The organism is Brevibacterium pityocampae, from assembly GCF_039541555.1.
Taxonomy (GTDB): Bacteria; Actinomycetota; Actinomycetes; order Actinomycetales; family Brevibacteriaceae; genus Brevibacterium; species Brevibacterium pityocampae.
In genome coordinates this window covers 48,699-63,861 of record NZ_BAABGL010000010.1, presented here as the reverse complement: position 1 = coordinate 63,861, position 15,163 = coordinate 48,699, and the positions used below count along the sequence as shown (strand labels likewise).

Sequence of the window (15,163 nt, the reverse complement as noted above, 5' to 3'; positions counted from 1 at the left end):
CGAGGCGCTACAGTGGTGCACGCGAGTCGGTGCCGGTTGCGAAGGAGATCCATGACGTTCCACGCGCGTGCGGCAGTGCCAGTCCTGCTGCTCTCGTCCCTGGCCCTGACCGGGTGCTCCCTGTTCCAGCAGCCCGTCGAACCCGGGCCGGCGCAGCCGACCGAGGAGCCCGCCGTCGTCGACGAGGTCATCACCGCGCTCGAACCGCTGACCGGTGATGAGGAGCCGCTGCCGAACTCGCAGGAGCTCTTCGACACCCTCATCGAGGCGGGGTACGACGCCGAGGACATCGAGACGACGCTCGACGAGTCGCCGCTGGGCAACGAAGTGCCGGCCAAGATGTTCGGCGTGCGCGTCGAGGACGGCTGCGTCGTCGGGGAGATCCGCGGGGGAGCGGCCACCGCCCGGCTCATGCCGCCCAGCGAGTCCGTCGACACCTGCCTGTTCGGCGCCGTCGAACGGCCCGAGGGCGTCGATGCGCCCTCCGGCGAGGAGCGCGGCGAGGACGACTCCGACAACGGCGCCGGGCACATCCCGGGCGAGGAGATCAACCGTCCGCGCGAGGAGGCCACGGAATCGCCCACCGAGGATTCCGGCGGGTCGGGCACCGGCGGCGGCTCGGGCACCGACGGCGGCACCGGGGGATCCGGCGGCGGGAGCGGCACCGACGGCGGCTCCGGGGACGGACCTCCGGAGCTCGGCGGCAACTGACGCCGCGGGTGCATGCGCCGCGCCTGATTCGCCGCCGCTGTGCCGAGCCGATAGCCTGGTGTCACTATGGCCGAATTCATTTACACCATGCACAAGGCGCGCAAGGCGCACGGTGACAAAGTCATCCTCGACGACGTGTCGATGTCGTTCTACCCCGGAGCGAAGATCGGCATGGTCGGGCCCAACGGCGCCGGCAAGTCGACGATCCTCAAGATCATGGCCGGGATCGACCAGCCCTCGAACGGCGAAGCTCGCCTGAGCCCCGGGTACACGGTCGGCATCCTCCTCCAGGAGCCGCCGCTCAACGAGGAGAAGACCGTCCTCGGCAACGTCGAGGAGGGTGTCGGCGAGATCAAGGGCAAGGTCGACCGCTACAACGAGATCTCCGCCCTCATGGCCGACCCGGACGCCGATTTCGACGCGCTCATGGAGGAGATGGGCAAGCTCCAGGAGGCCATCGACGCCGCCGACGCCTGGGACCTCGATTCCCAGCTCGAACAAGCGATGGACGCCCTGCGCTGTCCTCCGCCGGACGCCGACGTCTCCGTCCTCTCCGGCGGTGAGCGCCGCCGGGTGGCGCTGTGCAAGCTGCTTCTCGAGAAGCCCGACCTGCTCCTCCTCGACGAGCCCACCAACCACCTCGATGCGGAATCGGTGCTGTGGCTCGAGCAGCACCTCGCCTCGTACCCCGGCGCCGTCATCGCCGTGACCCACGACCGGTACTTCCTCGATCACGTCGCGCAGTGGATCGCCGAGGTCGACCGCGGTCACCTGTACCCCTACGAGGGCAACTACTCGACCTACCTCGAGAAGAAGGCCGAGCGCCTCAAGGTCCAGGGCAAGAAGGACCAGAAGCTCCAGAAGCGCCTCAAGGAGGAGCTCGAGTGGGTGCGCTCGAACGCGAAGGCCCGCCAGACCAAGTCGAAGGCCCGCCTGGCCCGCTACGAGGAGATGGCCGCGGAGGCGGAGAAGACCCGCAAGCTCGACTTCGAGGAGATCCAGATCCCGCCGGGCCCGCGCCTGGGCGACATCGTCATCGAGGCCGAGGACATCGTCAAGGGCTTCGACGGCCGCACGCTCATCGACGGGCTGTCGTTCTCGCTGCCGCGCAACGGCATCGTCGGCGTCATCGGCCCCAACGGCGTCGGCAAGACCACGCTGTTCAAGACCATTGTCGGACTCGAGGAGATCGACGGGGGCGACCTCAAGATCGGCGACACCGTGAGGATCTCCTACGTCGACCAGTCCCGCGGCGGCATCGACCCGGACAAGAGCCTGTGGGAGGTCGTGTCCGACGGGCTCGACTTCATCCAGGTCGGTGCGGTCGAGATGCCGTCTCGCGCCTACGTGTCCGCTTTCGGCTTCAAGGGGCCGGACCAGCAGAAGAAGGCCGGCGTGCTGTCCGGCGGTGAGCGCAACCGCCTCAACCTCGCGCTCACGCTCAAGCAGGGCGGCAACCTGCTCCTGCTCGACGAGCCGACCAACGACCTCGACGTCGAGACCCTCGGCTCGCTCGAGAACGCTCTCCTCGAGTTCCCGGGCTGCGCCGTGGTCGTGTCCCACGACCGGTGGTTCCTCGACCGCGTGGCCACCCACATCCTGGCCTGGGAGGGTACGGAGGAGAACCCGTCGAGCTGGTACTGGTTCGAGGGCAACTTCGAGTCCTACGAGAAGAACAAGGTCGAGCGCCTCGGCGAGGAGGCGGCCCGGCCGCACCGCGTCACCCACCGTCGCCTGACCCGCGACTGACCACCTCGGTGGAGCACTGCAGCGCCCCCGGGAGCCTTATGGATCCCGGGGGCGCTGCAGTGCTGTGACCTGTCGATTCCTTGCGGTTCGACGGTCAGGAACCTTCGAGGATCGACGTCCCGGTCAGCGCTTGACGCGCATCATGCCCTGCTGCGCGACCGTGGCGAGGAGCTGCCCGTCGCGGGCGAAGATCCGGCCGGCACCGAGCGCGCGTCCCCCCTCGGCCGACGGGGAGTTCTGGGAATAGAGCATCCACTCGTCCACGCGGATCGGACGGTGCCACCACATCGCGTGGTCGAGGCTCGCGAGCCGCAGGCCCGGCTCCTGCCAGGCGAGCCCGTGACGTCGCATCGCGGGCTCGAGGAGATTGAAGTCGCTCGCATACGCCAGGGCGGCGGCGTTGAGGAGCGGGTCGGCCGGGAACTCGGCCGAGGCGCGGATCCACACGTGCTGGTGCGAGACCTCGTCGCCCTGATGCGCGAGGTAGAGGGACGGCTCGACCGGGCGCACATCGAACGGTCGCTTGACCAGCCATTCCTGCACATGCGGGAGGTTGACCGAGCCGACGAGGTCCTTGATCTCCGGGCAGTCCTCGGGATCGGGCATCCCGGCGGGGAAGTCGTCCCCGTGGTCGTATCCCTCCTGCACGAGCTGGAAGGACGACATCACCGACATGATCGGCTGCCCGTCCTGGTATGCGTGGACCCGGCGGGCCGAGAACGAGCCGCCGTCGCGCAGGTTCTCCACCCCGAACACGATCGGCCGGGTGGCGTCGCCGGTGCGGAGGAAGTACCCGTGGAGGGAATGGATCGGGCGGTCGTCCGCGACAGTGAGACCGCCGGCCATGACGCACTGGGCGAGCACCTGGCCGCCGAACACCCGGCCGTCGGGCTTGAACTGGCTCTGCCCCTCGAAGAACTCCGTCTCCCGGCTCTCGTGGATCGGGTCGGTCGGGGAGAGCTGCAGGACGCCTCGCAGTGCGGCGACGTTCTCGGAATGATTCATCGTGCTCCAGGGGGCTCGGGGCGGTCCGCGGCGGTGCGGGTGCGGGCCGCCCATGACGGGTGGTGTGGACGACGCGGGAGCCGTCCTGCAACGCAGATCACATCGAGTCTAATCGCGCCGTCGGCGCGTGGTGCGCGAGGGTCCCGACTCCGGACCGCACCGCTGCCCGCCGGAGTCGGTGCCGAGAGGACAGCGGTGCGGTGACGGCCGTGTCGTCGGTGCGCGGCTGGCACAATGGGGGAATGGACTCCACGCTCACCGACCCCCTGCTGCGCGGCCCCTTCACCCGGGTGCTCATCGAGCTGCGCTGGGGAGACCTCGACGCCTACGGGCACATCAACAACGTCGCCCAGTTCCGCATCCTCGAGGAGGCCCGCGTGCGCGCGTTCGGCTCGCCCACGGCGAACCGGGACGCCGCCGCACCGGCCGCCCCCGGAGTCTCCGGAGTCGTCCTGGGGCCGGGCATCCCGCCGGTGTTCGGCGACGCCTCGGGCGACACCGACATCCTCGTCTTCTCCCACCGCATCGAGTACCGCGAGCCGATCCCGTACCGGACCGGCCCGATCGCGGTCGACACGGTGATCTCCGCCGTCGGCCCCGCCACCGTCGATGTCGGCTATGTCATCGCCGAACCCGACGGCTCGCGCGCCTACACCGTGGCGGAATCGGTCATCGCGATGGTCGACGCCGACACCGGCCGTGCGCGCCGGCTCACGGAGTCCGAGACCGTGCAGCTGCGCGCCGTCGTCGGCGACCGCGTGCCGCTGCGCAGGCGCTGAGATGCCGGATCTCCGACTCACCGATGCCCACGACCTGCGCGATTGGGAGGTATTCACGCAGCGCGCTCAGCGCCTCGATCCGGACGGCGCGATGCGCCTCACCGTGCACGGGGCGCGCCTCGTGCTCACGGTCTCCCCGCTGTACCCGCACGGCCTCGGCGACACCACGCCCCTGACGCTCGGGATGCGGATCGTGCCCCTGCCCGCATCCGACCTCGACGGGCTCGATGCCGTGGTGCCGCTCGCCGCGCTCACCGACCGGTTCGCCCGAGCCCGGGCACAGGGCTTGCTCCACGTGCCGGTGCCGCCTCAGGAGGTGCACGCCGCGTGGGCGGGGATCGCTCCGCCGCGCGGACCGTGGGAGCCGCTCGGGTCGCTCGACGCCGGGATCGTCGTGCGCGCGGCCGAGGCCGGCATCGCCGAGGTCGCCGCCGGCAGTCCGGAGGCCGCCGGTGGGCCCGCGGTGAGCGCACTGCGCCGACGCGTGTGGTCGCGGTCGCTCCACGAGGCGGCCGGCACGGCGGCATCGGGACCGGTGCCCGGGGAGCGCCCCACGGTCGACCCCGATTCCGGGGCGGCGTTCGCGCTCCACGGGCTCGGATTCCTGGTCGAGGGAGCGCCGGTCGAGGTGCGCGGCTGCGGGACGTGGCTGCGGCTGTCCACCCCGGTCGGGCACGTGCTCACCCGTCATCGCGGGTGAGGCCGCCCCTCGCGGCGCGCCCGCCCCGTCGGCGGGGTCGCCGGCTCAACGGTCCTGCGGACCTCCAGGTCCGGGACCCGAGGCCGGGCAGGTGCCGGTGGCCGGCTCGTCGTGTTCGGCCGGCGTGTTGAGCATCGCGGTCGCCGCGCGCTGGAAGTAGTCCCACATCATCGCGTCGTACATCGGCGGCAGGGCGATCGTGTCCATCGCGGTGCGCATGTGGCGCAGCCAGTGGTCGCGGGCCTTGGGGGTCACCGGGAACGGGAAGTGGCGCATCCGCAGCCGCGGATGGCCGCGCTCCTCCTGGTACGTCGTCGGCCCGCCGAAATACTGCTCGAGGAAGGTCTGCAGGCGGTGCTTGGCGCCGGTGAGCTCATGACCTTCCGGGTACATCGCGATGAGGTACTCGTCGGCCGCGACCTCCGCGTAGAAGGTGTCCACGAGTGCGGTGAAGGTCGCATGCCCGCCGATCATGGCGAAGAAGCTGTCCGGTCGCTGCAGCGACACGTGGTCGATCATCGGGGCCCTTCCGGTCGTCGACGTCCCTCGGTGCGGGGACGTCCGCTCAGCCTATCGGCTTCGTCGAGCCGCCATCGGCGACGCCCGAGCCGGTCGTGCTCTTCCTCGTCGTCCCCGTGCCGCCGTCCCCGGACTCGGTCTCCGCATCGGGGTCCTTGTGGGCATGGGCGGGGTCGGGCAGGGTGCGCAGCACCGTCTGCTGCGGCAGCGGGATGCGCAGGCCGCGGCGGTCGAGCTGATTCTTGATCTCCCCGCGGAAGGCGCGTGCGACGGCCCACTGCTCGTTCGGCTCGGTCTTGATCACCGTCCGGATGGTCATCGACTCCCCGCTGATCGCCTCGACACCCCAGATCTCGGGATCCTCGAGGATCGCCTCGGCGATCTTGGGATTGCGCCGCAGGGCGGCGACGGCGTCGGCGATGACCGCATCGATCGTCGCGCGGTCCGAGCTGTAGGGCAGCGGGATGTCCATCACCGCGCGCGCCCAGCCCTGCGACTGATTGCCCACGCGCAGGATCTCGCCGTTGCGCACGTGCCACAGGGTGCCGTCGACCCCGCGCACCCGGGTGGTGCGCAGCCCGACCTCCTCGACGATGCCGATCGCCTCACCGAGGTCCACCGAGTCGCCGATCCCGTACTGGTCCTCGACGACGATGAAGAATCCGGACAGGTAGTCCTTGACGAGGGTCTGCGCGCCGAAGCCGATCGCGACACCGGCGATACCGGCAGAGGCGAGCACGGGGCCCAGGTTGAAGCCGAGCTCGGTGAGCACCATGAGGACTGCGAGCACACTGATGAGGATCGTCGCGATCGACGACAGCATCGACCCGACGGTCTTGGCGCGCTGGGCGCGCCGCGCCCGGACCGAGGGGTCCTGCTCGGCGGGCCTCTCCCCGGCGGGGAACCGCTTCTTCTCCGTCGCCGCGGTCGAGCCGTCGGCGATCGACTGGGCGAACCGGCGGATGAGCTTGCGCACGACGACGTTGAGGATGATCGCCACGACGACGATGACGAGGATGCGCAGCGGGGTGCCGAGGAAGAACGCCCAGTAGTCGAATTCGGTGGTCTTGTCGACGGTGTCCGTGACGGCGTCGCGGACCTGTTCAGCTGGAGTCTGCATAACGTGCACCCACTCTAGGGACGGTCTCTGAGTATCAGCGGCACGCGGTCCGCGGTGTCTGAGGACGCGCTGGGTCCGGATCCCGGCCGTGCGTCCTGACCAGGCCGTACGGCCGGTCGCAGGTCGGACTGCGCGGGTCCGTCGTGAGCGATCTCACCCCGGGCGTCGGCCGCCCGCCTCAGCTTCCGGCCGCCGCCTGGCAGCGCAGGGTGCGCTCGGCGGTATCGAGGTTCTCCCGCATGAGTCGCAGCAGTCCCTTCGGTGCGGCCGGGTGCGACTGAAGCCACGCGAGCGTCGCGATGACCGTGGACTGCGAGGCCGGCGGGTAGAGCTCGAGGGTGAAGAGCTGTGCGATCTCCAGGGTGCGGGTCTCCCACCAGCCGGCGACGCGGTCGAAGTACTCCGCGGCGAACGGTTCGAGCGGTGCGAGCGCGGCCACCGGTTCTCCCGACTCCGTCTCCAGGCCCAGGCGGAACCCCCGGGCGATCGCCTGCGCGGTCGCATTCGGCAGCGACCGGTCGTCGACCAGGCGCGTGAACGCCGTGCTCTTCGCCTCCGGGGTGGCCGGGGCGGCGAGTGCGGTCTGCGCGCTGCGCCGCCCGGTGGCGGTGTCGTCCTCGGCCAGCCAGCGTTCGACCCCGGCGGCGTCGAGGCGCCCGGCGGCGGCCAGCGCGACGACGACCGACCAGCGGAGGTCGGTGTCGAGGCTCAGCCCCGGCAGCGGTTCGTCCTGCCCGTCGAGGACCGCGGCGAGCTCGTCGAGCTGCTCCGGGGTGCAGGCGTGGGCGGTGAAGCCCTGGAAGAACTGGAGCTGCTGGTCCGAGCCTGCGGGCGCGGCATGCATCATCCGCTGCAGGGCGGCGGCCACCTGTGCGCGGGCCTGCGGCCGATCGGCCGGCGGCAGGTAGGCGGTGAGCGCGGTGGTGAGCTGGCGCATCTGCACGAGCAGACCGGTCGAATGGGTGACAGCGGGCAGATGGGTGCACAGCATGTCGATGTAGGCGCGGGCGGAGAGCTCCCCGTCGCGCACCATGTCCCACACCGTGGAGAGCACCATGAGCTGGGTGAGCGAGTCGGTGAAGCCGCTGAGGTGCTCCATCGCGGTGCGCAGGCTGAGCTCGTCGAAGCGGACCTTCGCATAGGCGAGGTCGGCGTCGTTGACCACGACGACGACGGGAGCCGCCTCGACCCCGGCGTGCCCGGTCCCGGCACGCTCTGCGCCGGTGCCCCCGGTCCCGGTGAGCGGCACCTGCGCGGTGGGGCCGTCGATGTCGATCTCGTGGAACTCCGTACGCGCGAAGATGCCGTCGGTCCCGAGGGAATAGAGGCCGACCCCCATGCGCTGCGGGCGCAGGCTCGGCACGGGCTGCCCCGGCAGCTCGACCGGCGTCTGCTCGATCGACAGCGCGGACACGGTGCCGTCGGCGGCGCGCTCGAGCCGCGGCCGCATGAGGGTGACCCCGGACTCCTCGAGCCACAGGGCCGTCCACGCCGAGAGGTCGCGACCGGAGGCCTCGGCGAGCTCGACCATGAGATCGGAGAGCTCGGTGTTCGACCAGGCGTGCGACTCGAAGTACCGCTGCACGCCGGTGAAGAACTCCTCGCGTCCCACCCAGGCGACGAGCTGCTTGAGCACCGATGCGCCCTTGGCGTAGGTGATGCCGTCGAAGTTGACCTCGACGTCGGCGAGGTCCTCGATCGGCGCGACGATCGGGTGGGTGCTCGGCAACTGGTCCTGCCGGTAGGCCCAGGCCTTCTCCAAGGTGGCGAAGGTCGTCCACGCATCGGTGAACTCGGTCGCCTCCGCGGTGGCGAGCGTCGACATGAACTCCGCGAAGGACTCGTTGAGCCACAGGTCGTTCCACCAGCGCATCGTCACGAGGTCGCCGAACCACATGTGCGCGAGCTCGTGGAGGATCGTCACCGCGCGGCGCTCGACCATCGCCCGGGTGGGGCGGGAGCGGAACACGTAGTTCTCGAGGAAGGTCACCGCACCGGCGTTCTCCATCGCCCCGGCATTGAATTCGGGGACGAAGAGCTGGTCGTACTTCTCGAACGGGTACGGCGTGCCGAAGATGCGCTCGTAGAACTCGAAGCCCGCGCGGGTGATGTCGAGGATGTCGTCCGCGTCGAGGTGCTCGAACAGCGAGGCGCGGCAGTAGACGCCGAGCTCGACGTCCTCCCCGTCGGAGCTGCGCAGGGAGGAGAACACGCCGCGGTACGGCCCGGCGATGATCGCGGTGATGTAGCTCGAGATCGGCGGCGTGGGGGCGAACTGCCAGGTGCTCAGGCCGGCGGCGTCGATCCCGAGCCGGGCGGCCGGCTCCGCGGCCTCCCCGGCCTGTGGGGTGGGGGAGTTCGACACGACGGTCCAGTGGTCCGGGGCGAGCACGGTGAAGGAGAAGGACGCCTTGAGATCGGGCTGTTCGAACACCGGGAACACGCGGCGGGCGTCGGGCACCTCGAACTGCGTGTAGAGGTAGGTCTCGTCGTCGACCGGGTCGACGAATCGGTGGAGGCCCTCGCCGGTGTTCATGTACGCGAAGCGGGCGTCGACGGTGAGAACGTTCTCCGCGGCGAGCCCCGGCAGCGCGATCCGGCCCGGGGTGACGAGCGCGGTCGGATCGAGCTCCTCGCCGTTGAGGGTGATCGACTCGACGTGCGTGGTGATCGCGTCGATGAACGTCGCAGCGCCCTCCTCGGCGGAGAACGTCACCCGCGTCACCGAGCGGAAGTCCTCGCCCTGCCCGTCGAGCACGAGCGTGATGTCGTAGGACTGGACGGAGAGCAGCGCGGCGCGGGTCTGCGCCTCGGCGCGGGTGAGGTTGTGCTGCGGCATCGATGGGCCTCCCGGGCGGGTCGGGTGTGGAATGATCACTGCTGGATCATTGTTCCACGAAGTGCGGACGCCGCCGCCGAGGCGCGGGGCCCCGCGATTCACCGTCACCGTTGCGCGCGGGAGCGGGCCGGAGAGCCGGACCCGCGGGCCCGCAGAGAGGACCGATCGATGTCGACGACCACCCTGGACTTCTGGTTCGACCCCACCTGCCCCTGGGCCTGGATGAGCTCCCGCTGGGCGCTCGAGGTCGAGAAGGTCCGCGACGTCGAGGTGCGCTTCCACGTCATGAGCCTCGCGGTGCTCAACGAGGGCCGGGACCTGCCCGAGGACTACCGCGCCAAGATGGATCGGGCCTGGGGCCCGGTGCGCGTGATCGTCGCCGCCGCGGACCAGCACGGCGAGGACGTCGTCCCTGCCCTCTACACCGCGATGGGCACCCGGATCCATCCCGGCGGCAGCACCGACTACGCCGCGGTCATCGCCGAATCGCTCGCCGAGGTCGGCCTGCCCGCCGAGCTCGCCGCCGCAGCGGATTCCACGGACTACGACGAGCAGCTGCGCGCCTCGCACCAGGAGGGCATCTCCAAGGTCGGCGAGGACGTCGGCACCCCGGTCGTCGCGGTCGGCGACACCGCGTTCTTCGGCCCCGTGGTCACCCCGGCGCCCAAGGGCGAGGCGGCCGGTACACTGTTCGACGGAGTGCTCGCCATGGCCTCCACGCCCGGCTTCTACGAGCTCAAGCGCACCCGGACCGAGGGCCCGATCTTCGACTGATCGGCACCGGTGGCCGCACGACCGCGGAGCCGCGGCCCGACCGACGGCTTCGATCGATGGGGGAGACATGAGAGTTCATCTGGGGACCGACCACGCCGGCTACGAGTTCAAGGAGACGCTCAAGCGGCACCTGGACGCCGGCGGGTACGAGGTCGTCGACCACGGCGCGCTCGAGTACGACGCGCTCGACGACTACCCGGCGTTCTGCATCGAGGCGGCGCAGGGCGTGGTGGCCGACCGCGAGTCCGGCCTCGACTCGCTCGGCGTGGTGATCGGCGGCTCCGGCAACGGTGAGCAGATCGCGGCGAACAAGGTCCGCGGCGCACGGGCGGCCCTCGCCTGGAACACCGACACCGCGCAGCTCGCCCGGCAGCACAACGATGCCTGGGTGGTGAGCGTGGGTGCCCGCCAGCACCCCGAGGCCGAGGCGCTCGCGATCGTCGACGCATTCCTCGCCGAGCCGTTCTCCGCCGACGAGCGCCACGAGCGCCGGATCGGGATCATCCGCTCCTTCGAGGACACCGGCACCGTCTGACCCCGGCCTTCCCGCTCCACCGCGAAACGGCGATATCCTGCGGTTCCTGAGAACGGAACCGCAGGATATCGCTGTCTCGGCACCAGCAGGTCAGTACCAGAAGATCGGGATCCACTCCGGGTGATGGGCGTGGACGATGGTGAGGAACACGATGAGGTCGAACAGCAGGTGCACGGTGATCGTGTACGGCAGGGACTTCGTGCGGGTGAAGATCACCGCCTGGACGAGCGCGAACGGGATGGTCAGCAGCGGTCCCCACGACTGGTAGCCGAGCTCCCACAGGAACGACACGAAGATGATCGAGGTGAGCACGTTCGCCGTCCAGAACGAGAAGTGGCGGTAGAGGAGCGCGAAGATCGTGCAGATGAAGAACAGCTCGTCCCAGATGCCGACGGCGTTGACACCGAGGAACAGCCGGATGATCTCGCTCGGGGTCTCCACCGCCGGCCAGTTCTGATAGACCCCGGAGGAGATGAAGTAGCGCGGCAGGATGAGCCAGCCGAGGAACAGGACTGCGAACAGCCAGCCCCATTCGAGCTTCGACCACGGGCGGCCCTGACGGCGCGGGAACACGATCGCCCGGTCCTTGTACCCGTACCGGCTGATGACGTACGGGATGATGACGGCTCCGGACAGCACAACACCCATGAGCGCGATGTTGCCCCAGGTGATGTCCGCCTCGACGGAGATCAGGCTGATGAGGCCGAGCGCGAGCGCGATGAGCAGCAGGTCGCGGCCGAGCGAGGCCGCCGCGACGAACCCGAGCGCGACCCCAGCGACGAGCGGGAGATAGCCCCAGTCGGACATGAAGCCGAAGAGCAGCACGGCAGCGATGGAGACCAGCAGGGTCGCGAGCGACCCGAGCGAGAACGCACCGTGCCGGCTCGGATGGGCGCTGCCGGGGGACGCTGTACGGGATTCGAAGGATGAGCTCACCGTCCCAGTGTCGCAGGTCGGGCCGCCGGGCACGGCGACCGGGGCCTCGGCACCGGCCCAGCACTGTGCTCCGACGGTCGGATCACCCGTGTTACCTTGGTCACACGTCGACGAAGGAGAGCATGTGACCGTCAGGATCTTCGCCAATGCCCGGGTGTTCGAAGGGGATTCGTTCTCGCCACCGCGGACCGTCACGGTGGTCGACGGCCGGGTCCGCTCGATCGACGAGGCCGCCCCGGACTGGGCTCGGGCCGACCCCGACTCCCGGACCGTCGACCTCGCCGGGCAGTACCTGCTGCCCGGCTTCATCGAGAGCCACGGCCATCCTGCGATGCTCGCGCGAACGCTTCTCGAGGTCGATGTGACGCCGCAGAGCGCGGGGTCGATCGCCGCGATCCAGGACGCGGTCGCCGCGGCCGTACAGGATCCGCCGGCCGACGGCTGGATCCGCGGGGCGGGCTGGCTCGAGGGCTACCTCGACGACCGGAGGGTCCCCACCCGGCAGGATCTCGATGCGGTCGCCCCCGATCACCCGGTCGTCCTCATCCGCGGCTGCCGGCACATCGCACTCGCGAACTCGAAGGCGCTCGAGCTCTCGGGGATCGACGCGAGCACCGCGGACCCGGCGGGCGGACGGCTCGTGCGCGACCCGGACACCGGCGAGCCCACCGGGATCCTCCAGGAGGCCGCCCAGGACCTCCTGCAGATCCCCGCCTACACCCCGGAGATGCTCGAACGCGGATTCGCGCTCGCCCAGGCGAAGTTCGCCGAATGGGGAGTCACCACCGTCAACGACATGTCCACGGGCTCTGCGGAGATGCGCCTCTACACCGCCCTCAACCGCGCCGACCGGCTCGGCGTCCGGGTCCGGCCGTGGCTGTGGGCGCTCGACCAGATGGGGATGAAGGGGCTCCTGCCCGCCGCGGTGGGCGCCGGGATCACCTCGGGCCTCGGCGACGACATGGTCCGGATCCAGGGAATGAAGTTCGTGCTCGACGGGGGAGTCGGAGGCCAGACCGCCGCGCTGACATGCCCCTATGAGCACAGCGACGAGACCGGGATCCTCTACTACGACGACGAGGAGATCACGGCGGCCGTGCGTCGCGCGCTCGAGCACGGCCTGCGTCCGGCGATCCACGGGATCGGGGACGCCGCGATCGACCAGGCGCTGCGTGCGCTCGAGCGCACCGGCCTGATGGGCCGGGTCGAAGAGATGCGGGCGCGGATCGAGCACTGCACCCTGCCGAGCGACGAGAACCTCGATGCGCTCGCCCGCCACGGCATCATCGCAGCCTCCTCCGTCGGGTTCGTCTATCACATCGGCGACAGCTACCTCGACGTCCTCGGAGCCGAGCGGATGGAGCGGGTCTACCCCCACCGGACCTTCATCGATCGGGGGATCGTGGCACCGGGCAACTCCGATGTCCCTGTCACCAACGGCAATCCGTGGGAGGGGATCTACGGCGCCGTGACCCGGAAGAGCTCCTCGGGCCAGGTGCTCGACACCGTGCAGAACATCACCGTGGCCGAGGCGCTCGCCGCCTACACCTCGCTCGCCGCCTATGCGACGTTCGAGGAGGACACGCTCGGCACGATCGCCGTCGGAGCGCACGCGGACTTCGGCGTCTACGAGCGCAGTCCGTTCGAGGTCGACGTCGAGGAGCTCAAGGACTTCACCCCGGTCGGGGTGTACCTGGCGGGGGAGCCCGTCTCACCGAACTGACGCCCACCGGACACCGCCGAGAGGACGCACTCATGCTCTATTCAGGAGACCAGCAGGTCATCCTCACCGTCATCACCATCGCCTATTTCTTCTTCCTCATCGGGGTCTCGGTGTGGATCGGACTCAAGCAGATCAAGACCTACGAGGACTACAACGTCGCCTCGCGCAGCGTGACGCTGTTCCCCCTCATCCTCACCTACGTCGGCACCGCGATCGGCGGCTCGATCCTGCTCGGCCTCATCACCAACGGCTATTCGCTCGGCATGGGTCAGCAGTGGTTCAACGCCGGCATCATCCTCGCCAGCGTGCTCATGGCGGTCTTCTTCATCAAGCGCATCCGGGTGCTCGGGGAGAAGAACAACTATGTGACGATCGGCGACTTCACCGCGCACCGCTTCGGCTCCGCGGCCCGCATCCCGACGACGATCGCCGTGCTCACCGCCTACTGCGCGATCACCGGCATGCAGTTCGTGTCGATCGGCCTCATCCTCAACCTCATCGCCAACGTCCCCATGACCGCGGCGATCATCATCTCCGCCGTCATGCTCACGATCAAGACGGTGTTCGGCGGTCTCAAGGCCGTGGTGTGGCAGGACGCGTTCCACGGCACCCTGCAGACCATCGCGGTGTTCGGGCTGTTCGTCCTCGTCCTCGTCGCCGCCGGGGACTTCAGCCAGGTGCAGGCCAACGCCGAGGCCCAGGGGCTCGGTAAGCTCATGGATCCGATGGGGATCGGCTTCGCCGAGGTGGCCGTCTACGCGCTCACCGTCGGCGCCTACCAGCTCGTCCGGCAGGACCTGTGGCAGCGCGCCTGGGCGGGCAAGGACCTCAAGACGGTGATCAAGGGGTACTGGATCGCGCTGGCGCTCATGACCGCAACGATGGTCATGGTGATCTGGATCGGCGTCTGGGCCCGGTTCGGCATCGGACTCGAATCCGAGGACCCGACCCTCGTGTACTACGAGCTCATCGCCGAGCTGCTCCCCTTCGAGGTCGTCATCATCCTCATCGTCGCTCTCATGGCGACGGTGATCTCGTGCGCGGACTCGTTCTTCATGTGCGGCGCGTCGTCGATCGTCAACGACGTCATCAAACCCCGACTGGCCAAGGACACCTCGCAGAAGGCGCTCCTGCGCTGGAGCCGGATCGCGGTCGTCATCACTGCGGTGATCGCGCTCGTCCTCGCGCTCGCGGTGCCGGTGCTCGTCGAGCTGTGGGTGACCGGAACGGCCATGCTCGTGTCCGGCCTCCTGTTCCCCGCCATCGTGGCGCTGTACTTCACGCGGGTGTCCGGACGCGCCGCGCTGACCTCGATGTGGGTCGGTCTCGTCGTGTCGATCGGCTGGACCCTGCTGGGCGGGCCGTTCGGCATCCACCCGGTGTTCCTCGGTCTGCCCCTGTCGATCGTCACCTATCTGGTGATCCATGCGATCGACCGCAGGCGGCTCGTCGAGTTCGCCGGGCTGCCTCCCGAGGAGACGCGCCTGGTGCTCGATTCCGAGCGGTCGGACGGCGCGGGAGACGAGGCGAGCGGGACCGGAGGCACGGATGCGGGTGCGCGTGGAGATGGCCGGGCGGCCGGCACCTCGGCGGCTGCGTCCATGGAACCGGGCCGTCGCCCGCAGTGACCCCGCCGGGTCCCGAGGTGGGTACCCGAGAATGCAGAAGCGCCGCTGTCACCAGCGGCGCTTCTGTTCGGAGGGGATGACGGGAATCGAACCCGCACCATCAGTTTGGAAGACTGAGGCTCTACCATTGAGCTACATCCCCGAA

General features: G+C 69.7%; 13 protein-coding genes and 1 tRNA gene. 8 read left to right on the top strand and 6 right to left on the bottom strand.

The genetic code is table 11. The features are described from left to right. Positions 1-51 precede the first annotated feature (51 nt). A complete protein-coding gene (locus ABD883_RS08445; protein WP_295687637.1) occupies positions 52-711 on the top strand; it encodes a DUF6993 domain-containing protein in 660 nt (219 codons plus the stop codon). Between the two features lie 66 nt (positions 712-777). Continuing rightward, complete coding sequence (gene ettA / locus ABD883_RS08440; RefSeq protein WP_137319437.1) at positions 778-2,460, top strand: energy-dependent translational throttle protein EttA; 1,683 nt, start codon at positions 778-780, stop codon at positions 2,458-2,460. Between the two features lie 123 nt (positions 2,461-2,583). Here ettA and ABD883_RS08435 read toward each other — a convergent pair whose 3' ends face one another. Next, a complete protein-coding gene (locus ABD883_RS08435) occupies positions 2,584-3,465 on the bottom strand; it encodes an acyl-CoA thioesterase (RefSeq protein WP_295687634.1) in 882 nt (293 codons plus the stop codon). 242 nt (positions 3,466-3,707) lie between these two features. On the opposite strand from ABD883_RS08435, the gene ABD883_RS08430 reads away from it, so the two are divergent. Then, positions 3,708-4,244: an acyl-CoA thioesterase gene (locus ABD883_RS08430; protein ID WP_247425397.1), complete on the top strand. Its 537-nt coding sequence runs from the start codon at positions 3,708-3,710 to the stop codon at positions 4,242-4,244. A gap of 1 nt (position 4,245) precedes the next feature. Then, the gene (locus tag ABD883_RS08425) at positions 4,246-4,944 is read left to right on the top strand and encodes a DUF8185 domain-containing protein (RefSeq protein ID WP_247425399.1); all 699 of its coding nucleotides are present in this window, start codon (positions 4,246-4,248) and stop codon (positions 4,942-4,944) included. Between the two features lie 45 nt (positions 4,945-4,989). On the opposite strand, the gene ABD883_RS08420 is transcribed toward ABD883_RS08425, so the two are convergent. The 3 genes from ABD883_RS08420 to pepN all read right to left on the bottom strand — a co-directional run bounded on the left by ABD883_RS08420 (position 4,990) and on the right by pepN (position 9,422). Then, on the bottom strand, positions 4,990-5,418 hold the full coding sequence (locus ABD883_RS08420) for a globin (RefSeq protein ID WP_276087543.1): 429 nt from the start codon (positions 5,416-5,418) through the stop codon (positions 4,990-4,992). A gap of 91 nt (positions 5,419-5,509) precedes the next feature. Then, a complete protein-coding gene (locus ABD883_RS08415; protein ID WP_137319442.1) occupies positions 5,510-6,583 on the bottom strand; it encodes a mechanosensitive ion channel family protein in 1,074 nt (357 codons plus the stop codon). 178 nt (positions 6,584-6,761) lie between these two features. Continuing rightward, a complete protein-coding gene (pepN, locus tag ABD883_RS08410; RefSeq protein ID WP_295687624.1) occupies positions 6,762-9,422 on the bottom strand; it encodes an aminopeptidase N in 2,661 nt (886 codons plus the stop codon). Positions 9,423-9,590: 168 nt separating this feature from the next. Here pepN and ABD883_RS08405 point away from each other — a divergent pair, with 168 nt between their 5' ends. Together ABD883_RS08405 and ABD883_RS08400 are read left to right on the top strand one after the other, a co-directional pair. Next, a complete protein-coding gene (locus ABD883_RS08405) occupies positions 9,591-10,196 on the top strand; it encodes a mycothiol-dependent nitroreductase Rv2466c family protein (RefSeq protein WP_345031360.1) in 606 nt (201 codons plus the stop codon). A 67-nt stretch (positions 10,197-10,263) separates the two neighbouring features. Next, the gene (locus ABD883_RS08400; RefSeq protein ID WP_295687620.1) at positions 10,264-10,731 is read left to right on the top strand and encodes a ribose-5-phosphate isomerase; all 468 of its coding nucleotides are present in this window, start codon (positions 10,264-10,266) and stop codon (positions 10,729-10,731) included. A gap of 90 nt (positions 10,732-10,821) precedes the next feature. Here ABD883_RS08400 and ABD883_RS08395 read toward each other — a convergent pair whose 3' ends face one another. Next, a complete protein-coding gene (locus tag ABD883_RS08395) occupies positions 10,822-11,667 on the bottom strand; it encodes a CPBP family glutamic-type intramembrane protease (protein WP_425548428.1) in 846 nt (281 codons plus the stop codon). Positions 11,668-11,791: 124 nt separating this feature from the next. Here ABD883_RS08395 and ABD883_RS08390 point away from each other — a divergent pair, with 124 nt between their 5' ends. Continuing rightward, positions 11,792-13,390 (top strand): amidohydrolase, encoded by a 1,599-nt coding sequence (locus ABD883_RS08390; protein WP_345031357.1) that lies wholly within the window; start codon positions 11,792-11,794, stop codon positions 13,388-13,390. Between the two features lie 32 nt (positions 13,391-13,422). After that, positions 13,423-15,018, top strand: coding sequence for a sodium:solute symporter family protein (locus ABD883_RS08385; RefSeq protein WP_295687615.1), 1,596 nt, complete (start codon positions 13,423-13,425; stop codon positions 15,016-15,018). A gap of 71 nt (positions 15,019-15,089) precedes the next feature. Here ABD883_RS08385 and ABD883_RS08380 read toward each other — a convergent pair. Further along, positions 15,090-15,160, bottom strand: a tRNA-Gly gene (locus ABD883_RS08380). Positions 15,161-15,163 lie beyond the last annotated feature (3 nt).